Below are 15205 nucleotides of genomic sequence, written 5' to 3'. Positions count from 1 at the left end.
AAAGCCGGGGCGAGTGGTTGCAAAGATAAAGTCATTTCCGCCCCTTAACGCAATAACTCTCCCCACCTATAATCCATTAAGAACAGTTATTGCCATAAGGACAGATTCTTGAGCAACCTCCTCCAACTCGACCGCACCGACAGGCGTATCCTGGAGCTGATGCAGCGCCACGGCCGCATCAGCAACCTGGAGCTGTCCGAGCGGGTCGGCCTGTCGCCCTCGCCCTGCTCGCGCCGGGTCAAGGCGCTGGAAGAAGCCGGCCTTATCCTCGATCACGTGACCCGGCTCAACGCCGCCAAACTGGGGCTGACCCTGCAGGCCTATATCCATATCTCCCTGGACCGGCACACCCCGGAGCGGTTCGAGGCCTTCGACGCGGCCATACTGGCGTTTCCCGAGGTGCTGGAGTGCGATCTGATCACCGGCACCGAGGCCGATTACCAGCTCAAGGTGATAGTGCGCGACATGGAGCACTACCAGCAGTTTTTGCTGGGCAAGCTGACCCGGCTGGAGGGGGTGACCGGGGTGCGCTCCAGCTTTGTGCTGCGGCGGATCAAGCAGGACACCGCCCTGCCCCTGGAGCACCTGGGCTGAACCGGAGGAACACACCATGATGAGCTGCGATCAGCATGACTACCTCGAAATCGCCTGCCTGTACCGCTACAGGGTCCGGCTGACCCTGGCCTCGGGCAACCAGCTGACGGGCATCGCCCTCGACACCCGCCGCGACGGGGATCGGCAGGAGTGCCTGCTGCTGGGCACCGACGGGGCCGAACAACTGGTGCGGCTGGCGGAACTGACCCGCATGGAGGCGCTTACCGACAACCCCCACTTCCGGGCCGTCGACTTCGACTGAGTTATGCCGGTCGTGTCGTACCGGCGCCCCGGCTGACCTCGAAGCTGCCCACCAGCTGCTGCAGGCCGAAGGCGGTGCCCTTCACCTGTTCGGTGCTGCGCTGCAGCTCGCCGAAGGACGCATTCATCTCCTCGGTGAGCCCGGCGATCAGCGCCGTGGCCTGGCGGTTCTGCTCGCGGGTCTCGGCCATGTCCCGGATGGCGGTAAACATCTGCTCCACCTTCTGCTGCAGCCGCTGCTCCGCCTCGCCGCCCTGGTCCACCAGGCGCAGGCCCTGATCCACCTCGGCCACGCCGTTTTCCATCATGGCCACCGCCGCCCGGGTTTCCCCCTGCATACCTTCCACCTTGTGGCGGATGTCCTCCGCCGCCACCGCGGTGCGGGCCGCCAGGGCGCGCACTTCGTCGGCCACCACCGAAAAGCCCCGGCCGAACTCCCCGGCCCGGGCCGCTTCGATGGCGGCGTTGAGCGCCAGCAGCTCGGTCTGCTTGGTGATGTCGCTGATGGCGGAAACGATGTCGTCGATCTCCGTCGCCCGGCCGTCCAGGCTTCGCACCACCGCCGCCGAGCTGGACACCACCTCGCGGATGCGCTGGTTGCCGTCCCGGGCCGACAACAGTTGCTGCTGGGTCCGCACCACCACCTGATCCATGGCCTGCTTCATCTCGCCGGCGGTGGCGCTGGCCAGATCCAGTTGCTGCTGCTGGCTGGCCAGCGCCGCCAGCATCTGCTCGATGGCGGAGGACAGGGTGCGGGAGTGATCCTGGGTTTGCCGGTTGACCCGGAACAGCCCCTGGTTGCTCTGCTCCAGCCGTTCCGCCATGGCGATCACCGAGCCCATCATGCCGTCCAGGTTGTCGATAAAGCTGTTCATCCACATGCCCAGCTCGCCGGTTTCATCCCGCCCCAGACGCGACTTGTCCAGCCGCTGGCGCAGGTTGCCCTCGCCTTCGGCCAGGGTGCGCACCACCCCCGTCATCTCGTTCAACCGGCGCGACAACCGCCTGGGCTCCAGCCGGGTAAAGCACCAGCCGGACAGCAGCAGCATCAGCAGGTTGCCCAGCAGCAGGGGGGCGAGCGCCAACTCCAGCCCGGCCGCCGCCAGGTTGAAGGCCGGCACCGGCAACACGCAGGCCTGGTAGCCGGCCTGCAGCTGCCAGCCCAGGGGACGGCGACTGAACACCTCGGCCAGATCCGCCTCGCACATCATGCCGAAACGATCCGGCGAGCCGGGCAGGGAGAAGGTGACGCCCTTGCCCACCACAGGGATATGGCGGTAGTCCGCATAGCCCGGGTAGCGCACAAAGCAGTTGTGGCCGCGCGCTATGGTGCTCTTTACGCCCGGGTGCAGCTCGCCGGTGGCCGGATCGGTGAAGCGCAGCTCCAGCTCGGTATGGTGGCGGATGCGGATCTGGCCCCAGGGGGTGTTGATGCCCTCTTTCAGGTTTTCGCCGCCGCCGAAGGTGCTGTCCTCGAAGCGGGAGCGGGACAGAGCGGTGCCGGGGGCGATGCGCGAGTCGAAACGAGATTCGACCATAAACAGGTAGTTGTCGCCCGAATCGGGGTAGATGTGCCCCGCTTCGCGCTGGATCAGGTCGCTCATCACGTCGTTCGGCACCCGGGCGCACAGCAGGCCGCACAGTTCGCCCTTCACCCGCACCGGAAAGTAGAACATCAGGGTCATGGCGTCGTGAAAGCGCGAGCTGGAAGGGCCGAGCCGCAGGGTGACCGGATCCGCGTAGGGGCCGTGCAGAAAGGGCCTGGCCCCGGCCTCGGCCAGTACCTTGGCGTCGGTGTCGGCCAGCCCCTCCCGCCCGGCCTGGCTGGAGGCCAGCACCCGCCCTTCGGCCGACAGCATGAACAACTCGGAGCAATCGCCGTTTTCCCGGCACTGATCCCGCAGCAGGGCGCCGTTGGCGGCCGGCTGCCGCCAGTCCAGCCGCGGACCCAGGGTTTCGAGAAAGTACCACTGCTGGCCTGCCCAGCGCTGGAGCAGGCTGACCCGGGTGGCGGCAAAGCCGTTGAACACCTGCTCCAGGCCGGCGATGCTGCGCCGGTTGAGCCAGCAGGCCCGCTTCATCCTGAGCCGCAGGGCCAGGCTCATGCGGGGGCCGCGACCGGCCATATGAGGGGAAACAAACTGACTGCTCATGGCTGCCGATTCCATGCAAACTCCTTGTTTTTAGTGCTTTTTCAACACCTTCAGCAAGAAGCGTTCCATGGCGTGGAAAAGACGGAGCTGCCCCGGTCGGACCATTTCCAAGCATTAAAGTTACCACCTTGGTGGTATTCGTGGTGCTTTATCCGGCGGCACCGCCACCGCCGCCCGACAACGCACCACAACAGAACACCAAAATGGTGCGTGCGCACTGATTTGGTTCAGTTCAGTCGGCAAAATCCATCGACAGGAACAGCCGCCGGTAGCCGGTGGGCACCGGCGGCGAACGGTGCCACAGGCCCTGGCCTTCTTCCCCTTCCCAGCCGTCGCCCTTCATCAGCGCCACCTCGCCCACCGCCAGTTGCTGCCACTGCTCCGGCTCCCGCCCCCCTTGCGCCAGCAGCTGGTTGCGCTGCTCCTGGTTGAGCCAGTGGGTGCCCGGGCCGGAATAGGTGCACACCAGCCGGCAGGGCAGCCGGTCCACATGGAAACGCGGGCACATGGCGGTTTGCAGGCTGGCCAGGCGCACCCCCACCCGGGGCAGATCGAACAGGCAGGCGAACATCTCCGCCAGTTGCTGCACGTCCTCGGCCAGGGCCTCCCGGCCGGGCAGATCCGGCAACTGCCCGGCCAGCTCCCCCGCCACCGCCTCGGCCGGCACCAGTTCGCGCACGCTCACCCGGCTGCCCGCCTGCAGCAGCCGCTGCACATAGTCGGCCACCCCGGCCGGCAGGGGGCGCTGCCACACCGCCAGGTTGCAGTCGGGCTCGTAGATACGGGTGAGGGTGGCGGGCTCGCCGCCCTGCACACTGACGGGGGCGAAACAGGACAACAGCTGATCGGTAATGCTCATGACCGGGGCTCCTTGCTGATACACGGGGTGAACAGAATGTGTTATGTTATAACAATCAAGCCATCATAAGCCATGGCAAGCAAGCGGAGCAAACACAATGTCCAGCCCTTCCCCCCTCCCCGTGACCGTGCTGTCCGGTTTTCTCGGCGCCGGCAAGACCACGGTGCTGAACCATATCCTCAACAACCGCCAGGGCCTGCGGGTGGCGGTGATCGTCAACGACATGAGCGAGGTGAACATCGACGCCGCCACCGTGCAGCAGCAGGTGAGCCTGCACCGGGGCGAGGACCGGCTGGTGGAAATGAGCAACGGCTGCATCTGCTGCACCCTGCGCGAGGATCTGCTGCTGGAGGTGCGCCGGCTGGCCGACGAGGGCCGCTTCGACTGCCTGGTGATCGAATCCACCGGCATCTCGGAGCCGATGCCGGTGGCCGAAACCTTTACCTTCGAGGGCGAGGACGGCAGCCGCCTGCACGACATCGCCCGGCTCGACACCCTGGTGACGGTGGTGGACGCGGTCAACTTCCTGGCCGACTTCCAGGCCGCCCAGGCCCTGGCCGAGCGGGGCGAGAGCCTGGGCGAGGACGACGAGCGCAGCGTGACCGACCTGCTGATCGAGCAGGTGGAATTCTGCGACCTGCTGCTGGTGAGCAAGACCGACCTGGTGAGCCCGGCGCAACTGGCGGAGCTGACCGCCATCCTCGCCCGGCTCAACCCCGAGGCCGAGATCCTGCCCATCCGCCAGGGCCGGGTGAACCTGGACAAGGTGCTGGCCACCGGCCGCTTCGACTTCGAACGCGCCGCCCGCGCCCCCGGCTGGCTGCAGGAGCTGCGCGGCGAGCACCGCCCGGAGACCGAGGAATACGGCATAGGCAGCTTCGTCTATCGCGCCCGCCGCCCCTTCCACCCCCAACGTTTCTTCGACTGTCTGCACCGGCCCCGGGACGAAGGAAGGCTGCTGCGCTCCAAGGGCTTTTTCTGGCTGGCCAGCCGCCCGGATTTTGCCGGCCAGTGGAACCAGGCCGGCGGCATCGCCTACCACGGCGGCGCCGGCCTGTTCTGGCAGGCGGTGCCGGAGGAAGACTGGCCCGAGGACGAAGAAAGCCGGGAACATATCCTGGCCAGCTGGGCCGAGCCCTACGGCGATCGCCGCCAGGAGCTGGTGTTTATCGGCCAGGGCCTGGACCAGGCCGGGCTGTGCCGCGAGCTGGACGCCTGCCTGCTGACCGACGAGGAACTGCACCAGGGCCCCGCCGCCTGGCAACAACTGCCCGACCCCTTCCCGGCCTGGGAATAGCCGGGGGCTTCCCTCTTCCCCGACGCTGGGACACAATAGCCGGCACCTTTCAGGCCACGGAACACCCGCCCATGAAAACCAACCTGATCACCCGTGCCGGCTGGCACAAGCTGGACGACGAGCTCAAGCACCTGTGGAAGGTGGAGCGGCCGGCGGTGACCCAGGCGGTGTCGGAAGCCGCCGCCCTGGGCGACCGCAGCGAAAACGCCGAATACATCTACGGCAAGAAGCGGCTGCGGGAAATCGACCGCCGCATCCGCTACCTGATGAAGCGGCTGGAGGCGGTGAAAATCGTCGACCACGACCCGCGCCAGAACGGCAAGGTGTTCTTCGGCGCCTGGGTCGAGCTGGAAAACGAAGAAGGTGAAACGGTGCGCTACCGCATCGTTGGCCCCGACGAGATCGACACCAAAAACAACCATATCACCATCGACTCGCCCATGGCCCGGGCGCTGATCGGCAAGCAGGTGGACGACGAGGTGCGGGTAAACACCCCCTCGGGCGTCAGGGAGTGGTACATCAACCACATTCGATACAGCCCCTTCGAAGACTGATGGCCGCCCCGGCTCGGCAGATATCGCCGCAACGCCCTTGCCCCGACATGCAAAACCCCCGGCCATCGGCCGGGGGTGTCACCAGTCAGGCGGTGAACCGCTGAAAACAACCGGGCATCAGCCCGATACCGGTTTCTGGTATCCAAGCGGTTCGACCGTTTCCTCGCCTTGCTCCGTTGTTTCCACGGCCGGTACCCGGGCCCGATGATGGGCGATGCACTGCGGCCTCAGTTCGGCGGCAAAATCCTGGTATGCCCAGCGCAGCAGTGACACGGCCATGATGAACAGCACCGGAATCATCGGCAGCGCAACGAGCACCGTTGACGACTGCACCGCCTGCAAACCGCCCACCGACAGCAGGCCAATGCCAACCACCGCCAGCAGCAGGGTCCACAGGATACGGTTCCAGCGCGCCGGCTCCTGATACCCGGTGATGTCCTTGGTACAAATGGCCGCCAGCATGTAAGCCGAAGAGTCGACCGTCGTCGCCAGGAACACAAAGCACAGCAGCGTAAAAATCGGCAGCACCAGCGCGGAGTTGGGCAGCGTCTGCAACACGGCCACCACCGTCGCCGGAATCCCTTCTTCGGCGAGAATGGCCTGCAGATTGAGCGTGCCGTTGATATCGATATCGATGGCGTAGCCACCCCAGATGGCAAAAAAGGCCCAGCATCCGACGCTTCCCCAGGTCACCCCGTGCAGTATCAGTTCCCGGATGGTCCGGCCACGCGATATCCGAGCCACAAACAACCCCATCATGGGCGCATAGGCAACCCACCATGCCCAGTAGAACATGGTCCAGCCTTCGGGAAATCCGCCCTGTTCAATGGGATCGGTCCAGAAGTTCATACGGAAAAAATTATCCATGAACAGCCCGAGGCTGTTGGTCCAGAGCTTGAGCAAGAAGACGGTAGAGCCGGCAAAAAGCACGAAGCCGAGCAACGCCAGGGCCAAAATCGCATTGATATTGGAAAGGGCCTGTATCCCCTTGTTCAGGCCGTTGTAAACGCTCCAGGAAATCATCAGGATCCAGGCGGCCAGGATAAACATCTGCAAACCGAAAGAGTCTTCGAAGCCAAACATGGTCTGAAACAGCTTGGAGACCAATGGCACAGAAAGCCCCAGTGAGGTGCCGACACCGCCCACTATCGAAAATATCACGGTGACGTCGATGATCTTTCCGATAATGCCGTCGACCCTATCCCCCAGCACGCCACGGCAGGCTTCACTCAGGCGCAGTACATTGACCCTGCGCACATAGAGCGCATAGCCTATCGGCAGCGCGGGCATCAGATACAGGGCCCAGGGCACGATTCCCCAGTGAAACATCGGGTACATGGCGGCCCACTCAACCGCGGCCGGGGTACCCGGCTGCACCCCGAGCGGAGGGGTCGTCATAAAGTAAAGCGGTTCAATAAAGGCCCAGTTACAGATGGATATGCCGATCCCGGCGCAAAAAAGCATCGCTATCCAGGATACCGTATTGAACTCGGGCTTGTCTTCCGCCGCGCCCAGCTTGATTTTTCCCACCGGGCCGAAGGCGAGCCAGCACATGAAAAAGAAACTGCCGACCACGGACAGCAGATAAAGCCAGCCGAACTCGCCCGTCACCCAGTTCAGCATCGCCGCTACTATTTCCTTGCCTGCAACAGGGTTGATCACAAGGGGGACACTGGCGGCCAGAATGAGAATGGCGGCGGGCCAGAGAATGGCGGGATCGACCGCCATTTTATTCTGTTGATGTTTGTTCATATGACATACCTATCAAATTATTCCCTGATGATATTGCCGGGCCAACCACCACGGCCAAGGGCCCGGCAACCTTCCCTCTTGGTTCAGAAAATCAAAAACCGCTGGTTTTAAAACACACCACCTTGGTCTCGGTCATTTCCTGAATAGAGAATTTCACGCCTTCCCTGCCAATACCCGAGTGTTTGACGCCACCGAAGGGCATGGCATCGATACGGTAATCGGAACTGTCATTAATCATCACCCCGCCAACCTCGAGGCGACGAATGGCAGAGAAGGCCTTGTTGATATCCTGGGTAAATACGCCGGCATGCAGCCCGAAGTTGACCCCATTGGCTTTGTCGATGGCCTCATCCAGGCTGTCGAACGGCTCAACCATGACCACGGGGCCGAAGATCTCCTCCCGGGCCAGGCGACAGTTGTCCGGCACCTTCTCGAGTATGGTCGGAAGGTAGAAGGCCCCGTTGCGCTCGCCGCCGCAGAGCAGGCGGGCGCCGTTGGCAAGGGCTTCGTTAACCCAGCTTTCCACCCGCTCGGCCTCGGACAGGCTGATCATGGGGCCGACATCGGTTTCTTCGCTCTGCTTGCTGCCGACCCGCAGGCTGCGGGTCCTGTCCACCAGGGTGTTGAGGAATTCGCCGTAGCGGGCGCGGTGCACATAAACACGCTGCACACCGAGGCAGTTCTGCCCGGCGGCCCAGAAGGCACCGGAAACGATCGCCTCGACCGCCGGCCCGAGCTCCGCATCGTCGAGCACCAGCGCCGGAGAGCTGGCGCCCAGCTCCATGCTCATTTTCTTCAGCCCGGCTTTCTGCATCAGTGCCTTGCCGGAGCTCAGCCCGCCGGTAAATGAAATCATGCGCACATCGTCATGGGTGATCAGGTGATCCCCCATGTCTTCCGGAAAGCCGGGCAGCACCGACAGCACGCCGTCGGGCAAGCCCGCCTGGGCAAAGGCTTCGGCCAACAGCAGGGCGCTCAGGGGGGTTGCCGGTGCCGGCTTCACGATAATGGCGTTACCACTGGCCACCGCGGGACCTATCTTGTGCGCAACCAGGTTGAGCGGATCGTTAAAGGGTGTGATCGCCACGATGAGTCCCACCGGAAAGCGATAGTAATAACCGACGCGCCCCTCGCTGCCCGGCATTTGGTCGAATGCAATGGTCTCGCCGTTGATGCGCCGCGCTTCTTCGGCGGAAAGCCTTAAGGTCTGTATGCAGCGGTTCACTTCCTTGGTGGCTTCCCGCCGGGTTTTACATCCCTCCGACACGATGGCGTCGATATAAACATGGCGGTTGCTTTCAACAACGTCCGCCGCGCCGTGCAAGATTCTCATTCGCTCGTGCACCGGCATTGCCGCCGCCACTTCCGCGCCGGCCTTGCCGTTGCGGATGGCCGCAAGCACATGGGATTCCCGGGCGGAAGCAATTCTGGTAATCAGGCTGTTTTTCTCGGCATTGAACAGGTCGTAGGTGTTATCCACGCCGACCCATTGCCCGGACAGAAACAGTTTTCCTTCCATAGACTCTACAGATATTGACGTCATGGTCATTTTCCAATCACAAAGCGGGTGATGCCATTAAAAAGAGAATGGGTCTTTTAATGGTTCAGATTTGATGGCGATGAATATTGATAAGATCGATCAGGATGGAATATCCCGTTTCTGTTTTTCCGGCACCGGGCCCGATCAGGGTGATGGGGCCGGCCAGATCGCATTCATAGGTGATGGCATTCAGCGCCCCGCCAACACCGGCCAGTGGATCGCTGAGCGGAATGGCAACCGGCCCCACACTGGCCTGGACACTGCCGCCCTCGCGCCGGCACCTGGCCAGCAGCTTCCAGATTTTGCCTTCGCGTGACGCCCGGGCAATATCCTCCGGTGAAATATCACGGATACCCCGGCAGGGAATGTCTTCCCGTTTGAGGGGGATGCCCATTACCACATTGGCGAGGATGGCCGTTTTGTACTGGGCGTCGTACCCTTCCACATCGCTGGTCGGGTCCGCCTCCGCATAGCCTTTTGCCTGGGCCTCGGCCAGGGCGTCGTCGTAGCCGACCCCTTCGGCCATGCGGGTCAGCATAAAGTTGGTGGTGCCGTTCAAAATGCCCCTGACTTCGCCGATGTCATTGCCGGACAGCGCGACCAGCGGCATGCGCAAGGCCGGCGTTCCGCTCATTACCGTGCCTTCAAAGCCCCAGCGCACGCCGTGCGCCTCCGCCATCCGCGCGAGGCTTTCATAGGCGAGCGATACCGGCCCCTTGTTGCTCATCACCACGTTTTTCTTGCATTCAAACGCCAGGCGGCAATGGTCGATGGCCGGCTGGCCCGTTTTGCCATCCGTATAGGTCAACTCGACCACGGTGTCGGCGTTGCTCTCCCTGATGGTGTCGAAACTGTCCCGGCCGCGCACCAGGCCCGGCTCGTCGGGGTAGCTGTCGAGGGAGCCGGTGGTGCGAACGGCGTTCAGCAGCTCGGGAATATCGAGCCCGTGCGGATGATAGAGGGAGCCCTTCATCAGGTCCGATACCGCGACGATGCGGGCGTCGAACCCCAGCCCTTCGCGCAGGGAGGCGGCCTTGTCATGCAGTATCTCGGCGAGCCCTTGCCCAACGACACCGAAGCCCAGTATTGCAACGTTATGCGCCATAAATCGTCCTTGCTTTATTGAGAGTGGAACAGCGCCACATGGCTGCGACTGGCGCCAACCATGCGACATATTGAATATCCTTAAAGGGATTGCCGCAGCTGGTCGAACGCCTGCTTCAGATCCGCCAGCAGGTCGTCGGTGTCTTCAATACCCACCGAGATGCGCACCAGGCCTTCGGAGATACCCAGGGCCAGCCGTTCCTCCAGCGTGTTTTCCACATGGCTGGTGGTTCTTGCCGGGCCGTATATGGTTTCCACCGCGCCGAGGTTGCCGGCCCGGTTGGCGTAGACCAGTTTTGGCAGGAGTATCCTGACCGCGTCCATGCCGTGCCTGAGGACAAAACTGACGATGCCGCCGAATCCCTTCATCTGGCGTGCGGCGATGTCATGACCCGGGTGCTCCGGCAACCCCGGATAGTTGACCTGCTCGACCAGCGGCTCGCCTTGCAGGTAACGCGCCAGGGCCATGGCACTGGCTTCCTGCTGGCGCACCCGCAGCTTGAGCGTTTTCATGCCGCGGATGATCAGGTAGGCGGAGAAGGCATCGAGGGAGGAGCCGTTGATTTCCCGGTAGTGCGCCACCCGCTGCATAAGCTCGCCGGAGCCGCACACCACGCCGCCCATCACATCCGCATGGCCGCTCAGAAACTTGGTGGCGCTGTGCAGCACTATGTCCACCCCCAACGCCAGGGGATTCTGATTGAGTGGCGTGGCGAAGGTGTTGTCGATGATCACCAGGGCGCCGGCCGCCTTGCCGGCACGGGCCAGCCGCTCGATATCCAGGATCTTCAGGGTGGGGTTGGTCGGCGTTTCCAGGTAAAGCACCGCGCAGCCTGCGGCGATTTCGCGTTCCAGCAGGGCCATGTCTTCCGTGGGGCAGAGCCGCACCTCCACCCCCATGCCCGGGAGGAACTCGTCGAAAATCTTGTTGGTGCCGCCGTAGGTGTCCTTGACGGACACCACCCGATCGCCGGGCCGCAGGAAGGTGTACAGCGTGCTGCTGATCGCGGCCATTCCGGTTGCAAAGGCAACGGCATTGTCGGCGCCTTCCAGCACGCAGATTTTTTCTTCCAGGGCGCGCACCGTGGGGTTGCTCATGCGGCTGTAGATATGCCCCGGCTTTTCACCCATGGCGACGTCATACCACTCGTCGATATCGTCATACTGAAAGGCGGCGCTGAGCATGATGGGCACCTGGGTGGCGTTATGGGCAAGCGCGGTTTTTTCTCCGGCCCACACCACCTTGGTACCCGCGCCGGCGTTTTTGTAATCGGCATTGTTCATGGATGCTGTTCCTTTTTACTATTGAATCATTACCCTGCAACGGGGTTCCCGAGCCGTCGGCAGAGGACATTGCATTAGCAAACCCTTGGCAACCGGCCAGGGTCACCGCTGTCGTCCACCCTCGGTTTGGGGGCGGAATTGATACCCTGGCGGTACGACCGGCACCAGAAACATGCATTTATGTCCTGTTTTCATTGGCATCTGTTTCTTTAAACCGGTTTCCTGTAGCCTTGCTGCCAAGGATGACCGAAACGAAATAAATCCGGAAACGAATAAAAAACGGCCTTAGGGGTCGTTTTGCTAATGGGTTGCCCTGGCGGCAGCCCTGCCGTTTACGGATGACAACAAGCCCTCACTGGAAGAGTGTTGGTATGCAAGTGGAATGGCACTTATGAAAAACAAGGCACTGCCCCCCCTGAACTGGCTGCGCTCCTTTGAAGCGGCGGCCAGGCTGCTCAGCTTTACCCAGGCGGCCAACGAGCTGCATATGACGCAGGGCGCCATCAGCCAGCAGATCAAAAGCCTGGAAGCGCAACTGAACACCCCGCTGTTCAAACGGCAGGCCCGCAGCATCGAGCTGACGGAAGAAGGCCTGGCCTATCTGCCGATTGTGCACGGCGCCATCCAGAAGCTGATGATCGCCACCAACGAGATCTTTGGTGAAGGGCACCGCAAGCAGGTCAAGATCCGGGGCAGCATGGCGTTTTTCAGCTACTGGCTGAATGCGCGCCGGCTGACCTCCTTTCAGGCGGAGCACCCGGACATCAACCTGCAACTGAACACGGATATCTGGCTGCGGCAGGAGGAGATGGCGGGAGACCTGGAAATCCGCTGGGGCAAGGGACAGTGGGCGGGCGTGAATGTCGAAAGACTCAGCCGGGATACCCTCTTTCCGGTCTGCGCTCCGGCGCTGCTGGCCAGGCAGCCGCTGCGGCAGGTGGACGACCTGCGTCATCATGAACTGCTGCATGTGATGGGCTACGAGGAAGGCTGGGGAGAATGGCTGCAGTTTGCCGAGGCGACGCGCGTCAACCCCTCCGAAGGCATGCAGTTCGACACCTACGCCTGCGTGCTGCACCTGGTGGAATCCGGCTTCGGCGTGGCCCTGGGCAGGCTGTCTTTGGTGGAAGACCAGCTGAGGGATGGCACCCTGATAGCCCCCTTCGGCCAGCGGCTGCCCAGCAGCGAGGACTTCTACCTGGTGTACCCGCAGGAAGGCTTTTCCAACCCTTATGCCAGGCGCTTCGCCGACTGGCTGCTGAGGAACACCAGCGGCCGCTCATTGCCGCCCTAGCCCGCGGACAGCGGGCGTCCGATGCGGCCGGGCCGGACCAGCCCAGCGGGTAGCGAAACCCCGAACATGGTTTTAATGACCCGCCATCGCTTGTAGAGTACGGCACATGTTTCCGGGAACCTCTGGAAAGTGCCGGCTTGTCGTTGTCGACTCAAGCGATGGCCAAGTGGACGACGAGGTGCGGGTAAACACCCCCTCGGGCGTCCGGGAGTGGTACATCAACCACATTAGATACAGCCCCTTCGAAGACTGATTTATGACCAATATCAACCAATTACTGGCGCAGGAACTGGGCGTGGCCCAGGCCCAGGTCAACGCCGCCGTGGCCCTGCTGGACGAAGGCGCCACCGTGCCCTTTATCGCCCGTTACCGCAAGGAAGTGACCGGCGGCCTGGACGACACCCAGCTGCGCAACCTGGACAGCCGCCTGGGCTACCTGCGCGAGCTGGAAGACAGGCGCGCCGTTATCCTCAAGTCCGTCGACGAACAGGGCAAGCTCACCGAGGCGCTCAGGGCCGAGCTGCTGGCCGCCGACACCAAGACCCGGCTGGAAGATCTCTACCTGCCCTACAAGCCCAAGCGCCGCACCAAGGGGCAGATTGCCATCGAGGCCGGGCTGGAACCCCTGGCCGACGCCCTGTTCAACGACCCGGGCCAGGATCCGCAGCGGCTGGCCGAGGGCTATATCAAGGCCGATGCCGGCATAAACGACGCCAAATCGGCGCTGGACGGCGCCAAATACATACTGATGGAGCGCTTCGCCGAGCAGGCGGATCTGCTGGAGGCGGTGCGCCGCCATATGTGGCAGCACGCCCTGTTGCAGGCGCGGGTGATCGCCGGCCAGGAGCAAGGCGGCGCCAAGTTCAAGGACTACTTCGAGCACCAGGAGCCCATCGCCAAGGTGCCCTCCCACCGGCTGCTGGCCATGCTGCGCGGCCGCAACGAAGGGGTGCTGAGCTTAAGCCTGGTGGTGGAAACCGAGGCCGACAGCCACCCCTGCGAAGGCATTATCGCCCGCTTTGTGGGCTGGCAGAACAAGGGCCGCGCCGCCGACCAATGGCTTGCCGGGGTGATCAGCTGGACCTGGCGGGTGAAGCTCTCGCTGCAGATGGAAACCGAGCTGCTGGGCCAGGCCCGGGAGCAGGCGGAGGAAGAAGCCATACGGGTGTTTGCCCTCAACCTCAAGGATCTGCTGATGGCCGCCCCCGCCGGCGCCCGGGTGACCATGGGCCTGGATCCGGGCATCCGCACCGGGGTCAAGGTGGTGGTGGTGGACGGCACCGGCAAGCTTTTGGAGCAGGCCACCGTCTATCCCTTTGAGCCGCACAAGAAGGTGGAGCAGAGCCTGCGCACCCTGGGCGAACTGTGCCGCCGCCATAAGGTGAGCCTGGTGAGCATCGGCAACGGCACCGCCTCCCGCGAGACCGAGCGGCTGGTGGAGCAGCTGATGAAGCAGGCGCCCGAGCTCAAGCTGCAGAAGGTGGTGGTGAGCGAGGCCGGCGCCTCGGTCTATTCCGCCTCGGAGCTGGCCGCCAACGAGTTCCCGGATCTGGACGTATCCCTGCGCGGCGCCGTGAGCATCGCCCGCCGGCTGCAGGACCCGCTGGCCGAGCTGGTGAAGATCGATCCCAAGAGCATCGGCGTGGGCCAGTACCAGCACGATGTGTCCCAGACCCAGCTGGCGCGCAAGCTGGAGGCGGTGGTGGAAGACTGCGTCAACGCCGTGGGGGTGGACGTGAACATGGCCTCGGCGCCGCTGCTGGCGCGGGTGTCGGGCCTGACCCCGGCCCTGGCCCAGAACATAGTGGCCTTTCGCGACGAGCAGGGCGCCTTTGCCGAGCGCAAGCAACTGCTGAAGGTGCCGCGCCTGGGGCCCAAGGCCTTTGAGCAGTGCGCCGGCTTTTTGCGCATCCGCGAGGGCAAGAACCCGCTCGACGCCTCTGCCGTGCACCCCGAGGCCTACCCGGTGGTGGAGCGCATCCTGGCCAGGCTGCAACAGCCGGTGAACGGCCTTATCGGCAACAGCGGCCTGCTCAAGACCCTGGACGCCCGCGACTACACCGACGAGCACTTCGGCCTGCCCACGGTGCAGGACATTTTGAAGGAGCTGGACAAGCCGGGCCGGGATCCGCGCCCCGAGTTCAAGACCGCCCGCTTTATGGACGGGGTGGAAAAGCCCGCCGACCTGATCCCCGACATGGTGCTCGAAGGGGTGGTGACCAACGTCACCAACTTCGGCGCCTTTGTCGACATTGGCGTGCACCAGGACGGCCTGGTGCATATCTCTGCCCTGACCGACCGCTTTATCAAGGATCCGCGGGAAGTGGTGAAAGCAGGCGATATCGTCAAGGTGAAGGTGCTGGAGGTGGACCTGCAACGCAACCGCATTGCCCTGACCATGCGCCTGGAGCAGAGCGCCGCCGACCAGGCCGGCGGCAAGCCGCGCCGGGACGAGCGCAACCAGGGCAACCGGGGAGCCGGCGGCAACAAAAGCCAGACCGGCAACCGCCCCG

The 15205-nt window shown here is 63.4% G+C and carries 12 protein-coding genes; 6 read left to right on the top strand and 6 right to left on the bottom strand.

The annotated features are described in order from the left end of the window. Positions 1 to 108: 108 nt before the first annotated feature. On the top strand, positions 109 to 594 hold the full coding sequence (locus tag CGX12_RS08145) for an Lrp/AsnC family transcriptional regulator (protein WP_094039391.1): 486 nt from the start codon (positions 109 to 111) through the stop codon (positions 592 to 594). A gap of 16 nt (positions 595 to 610) precedes the next feature. Continuing rightward, the gene (locus tag CGX12_RS08140; protein WP_094039390.1) at positions 611 to 856 is read left to right on the top strand and encodes a Rho-binding antiterminator; all 246 of its coding nucleotides are present in this window, start codon (positions 611 to 613) and stop codon (positions 854 to 856) included. Position 857: 1 nt separating this feature from the next. Here the strand turns inward: CGX12_RS08140 and CGX12_RS08135 are convergent, their stop codons facing one another. Continuing rightward, positions 858 to 3023: a methyl-accepting chemotaxis protein gene (locus CGX12_RS08135; protein ID WP_217898142.1), complete on the bottom strand. Its 2166-nt coding sequence runs from the start codon at positions 3021 to 3023 to the stop codon at positions 858 to 860. 217 nt (positions 3024 to 3240) lie between these two features. Beyond that, positions 3241 to 3867, bottom strand: coding sequence for a DUF1826 domain-containing protein (locus CGX12_RS08130; RefSeq protein WP_094039388.1), 627 nt, complete (start codon positions 3865 to 3867; stop codon positions 3241 to 3243). Between the two features lie 97 nt (positions 3868 to 3964). On the opposite strand from CGX12_RS08130, the gene zigA reads away from it, so the two are divergent. Then, on the top strand, positions 3965 to 5164 hold the full coding sequence (gene zigA / locus CGX12_RS08125; RefSeq protein ID WP_094039387.1) for a zinc metallochaperone GTPase ZigA: 1200 nt from the start codon (positions 3965 to 3967) through the stop codon (positions 5162 to 5164). Between the two features lie 71 nt (positions 5165 to 5235). Continuing rightward, on the top strand, positions 5236 to 5718 hold the full coding sequence (gene greB / locus CGX12_RS08120; protein ID WP_094039386.1) for a transcription elongation factor GreB: 483 nt from the start codon (positions 5236 to 5238) through the stop codon (positions 5716 to 5718). A 117-nt stretch (positions 5719 to 5835) separates the two neighbouring features. Here the strand turns inward: greB and CGX12_RS08115 are convergent, their stop codons facing one another. From CGX12_RS08115 to CGX12_RS08100, 4 genes are all read right to left on the bottom strand, one after another. Then, complete coding sequence (locus CGX12_RS08115) at positions 5836 to 7470, bottom strand: BCCT family transporter (RefSeq protein WP_094039385.1); 1635 nt, start codon at positions 7468 to 7470, stop codon at positions 5836 to 5838. 91 nt (positions 7471 to 7561) lie between these two features. Continuing rightward, positions 7562 to 8989, bottom strand: a complete 1428-nt coding sequence (locus CGX12_RS08110) for an aldehyde dehydrogenase family protein (protein WP_217898141.1) — start codon at positions 8987 to 8989, stop codon at positions 7562 to 7564. An 85-nt stretch (positions 8990 to 9074) separates the two neighbouring features. Continuing rightward, positions 9075 to 10115, bottom strand: coding sequence for a homoserine dehydrogenase (locus CGX12_RS08105; protein ID WP_094039383.1), 1041 nt, complete (start codon positions 10113 to 10115; stop codon positions 9075 to 9077). Between the two features lie 80 nt (positions 10116 to 10195). Then, a complete protein-coding gene (locus CGX12_RS08100) occupies positions 10196 to 11398 on the bottom strand; it encodes a cystathionine gamma-synthase family protein (RefSeq protein ID WP_094039382.1) in 1203 nt (400 codons plus the stop codon). A 391-nt stretch (positions 11399 to 11789) separates the two neighbouring features. On the opposite strand from CGX12_RS08100, the gene CGX12_RS08095 reads away from it, so the two are divergent. Together CGX12_RS08095 and CGX12_RS08090 are read left to right on the top strand one after the other, a co-directional pair. Continuing rightward, complete coding sequence (locus CGX12_RS08095; RefSeq protein WP_094039381.1) at positions 11790 to 12692, top strand: LysR substrate-binding domain-containing protein; 903 nt, start codon at positions 11790 to 11792, stop codon at positions 12690 to 12692. A gap of 256 nt (positions 12693 to 12948) precedes the next feature. Beyond that, positions 12949 to 15205 (top strand): Tex family protein (locus CGX12_RS08090; protein ID WP_142995590.1); only part of this gene is annotated, 2257 nt, incomplete at its 3' end.

It is taken from the genome of Zobellella denitrificans (genome assembly GCF_002237365.1).
Classification (GTDB): domain Bacteria; phylum Pseudomonadota; class Gammaproteobacteria; order Enterobacterales; family Aeromonadaceae; genus Oceanimonas; species Oceanimonas denitrificans.
Note: the sequence above shows the minus strand (reverse complement) of the source record. Positions and strands in the feature narration are given on the sequence as shown.

Coding starts and splice junctions, on each gene's coding strand:
- CGX12_RS08140 (WP_094039390.1), top strand. CDS start 611: ATGATGAGCTGCGATCAGCATGACTACCTCGAAATCGCCTGCCTGTAC.
- CGX12_RS08135 (WP_217898142.1), bottom strand. CDS start 3,023: ATGGAATCGGCAGCCATGAGCAGTCAGTTTGTTTCCCCTCATATGGCC.
- CGX12_RS08130 (WP_094039388.1), bottom strand. CDS start 3,867: ATGAGCATTACCGATCAGCTGTTGTCCTGTTTCGCCCCCGTCAGTGTG.
- zigA (WP_094039387.1), top strand. CDS start 3,965: ATGTCCAGCCCTTCCCCCCTCCCCGTGACCGTGCTGTCCGGTTTTCTC.
- greB (WP_094039386.1), top strand. CDS start 5,236: ATGAAAACCAACCTGATCACCCGTGCCGGCTGGCACAAGCTGGACGAC.
- CGX12_RS08115 (WP_094039385.1), bottom strand. CDS start 7,470: ATGAACAAACATCAACAGAATAAAATGGCGGTCGATCCCGCCATTCTC.
- CGX12_RS08110 (WP_217898141.1), bottom strand. CDS start 8,989: ATGGAAGGAAAACTGTTTCTGTCCGGGCAATGGGTCGGCGTGGATAAC.
- CGX12_RS08105 (WP_094039383.1), bottom strand. CDS start 10,115: ATGGCGCATAACGTTGCAATACTGGGCTTCGGTGTCGTTGGGCAAGGG.
- CGX12_RS08100 (WP_094039382.1), bottom strand. CDS start 11,398: ATGAACAATGCCGATTACAAAAACGCCGGCGCGGGTACCAAGGTGGTG.
- CGX12_RS08095 (WP_094039381.1), top strand. CDS start 11,790: ATGAAAAACAAGGCACTGCCCCCCCTGAACTGGCTGCGCTCCTTTGAA.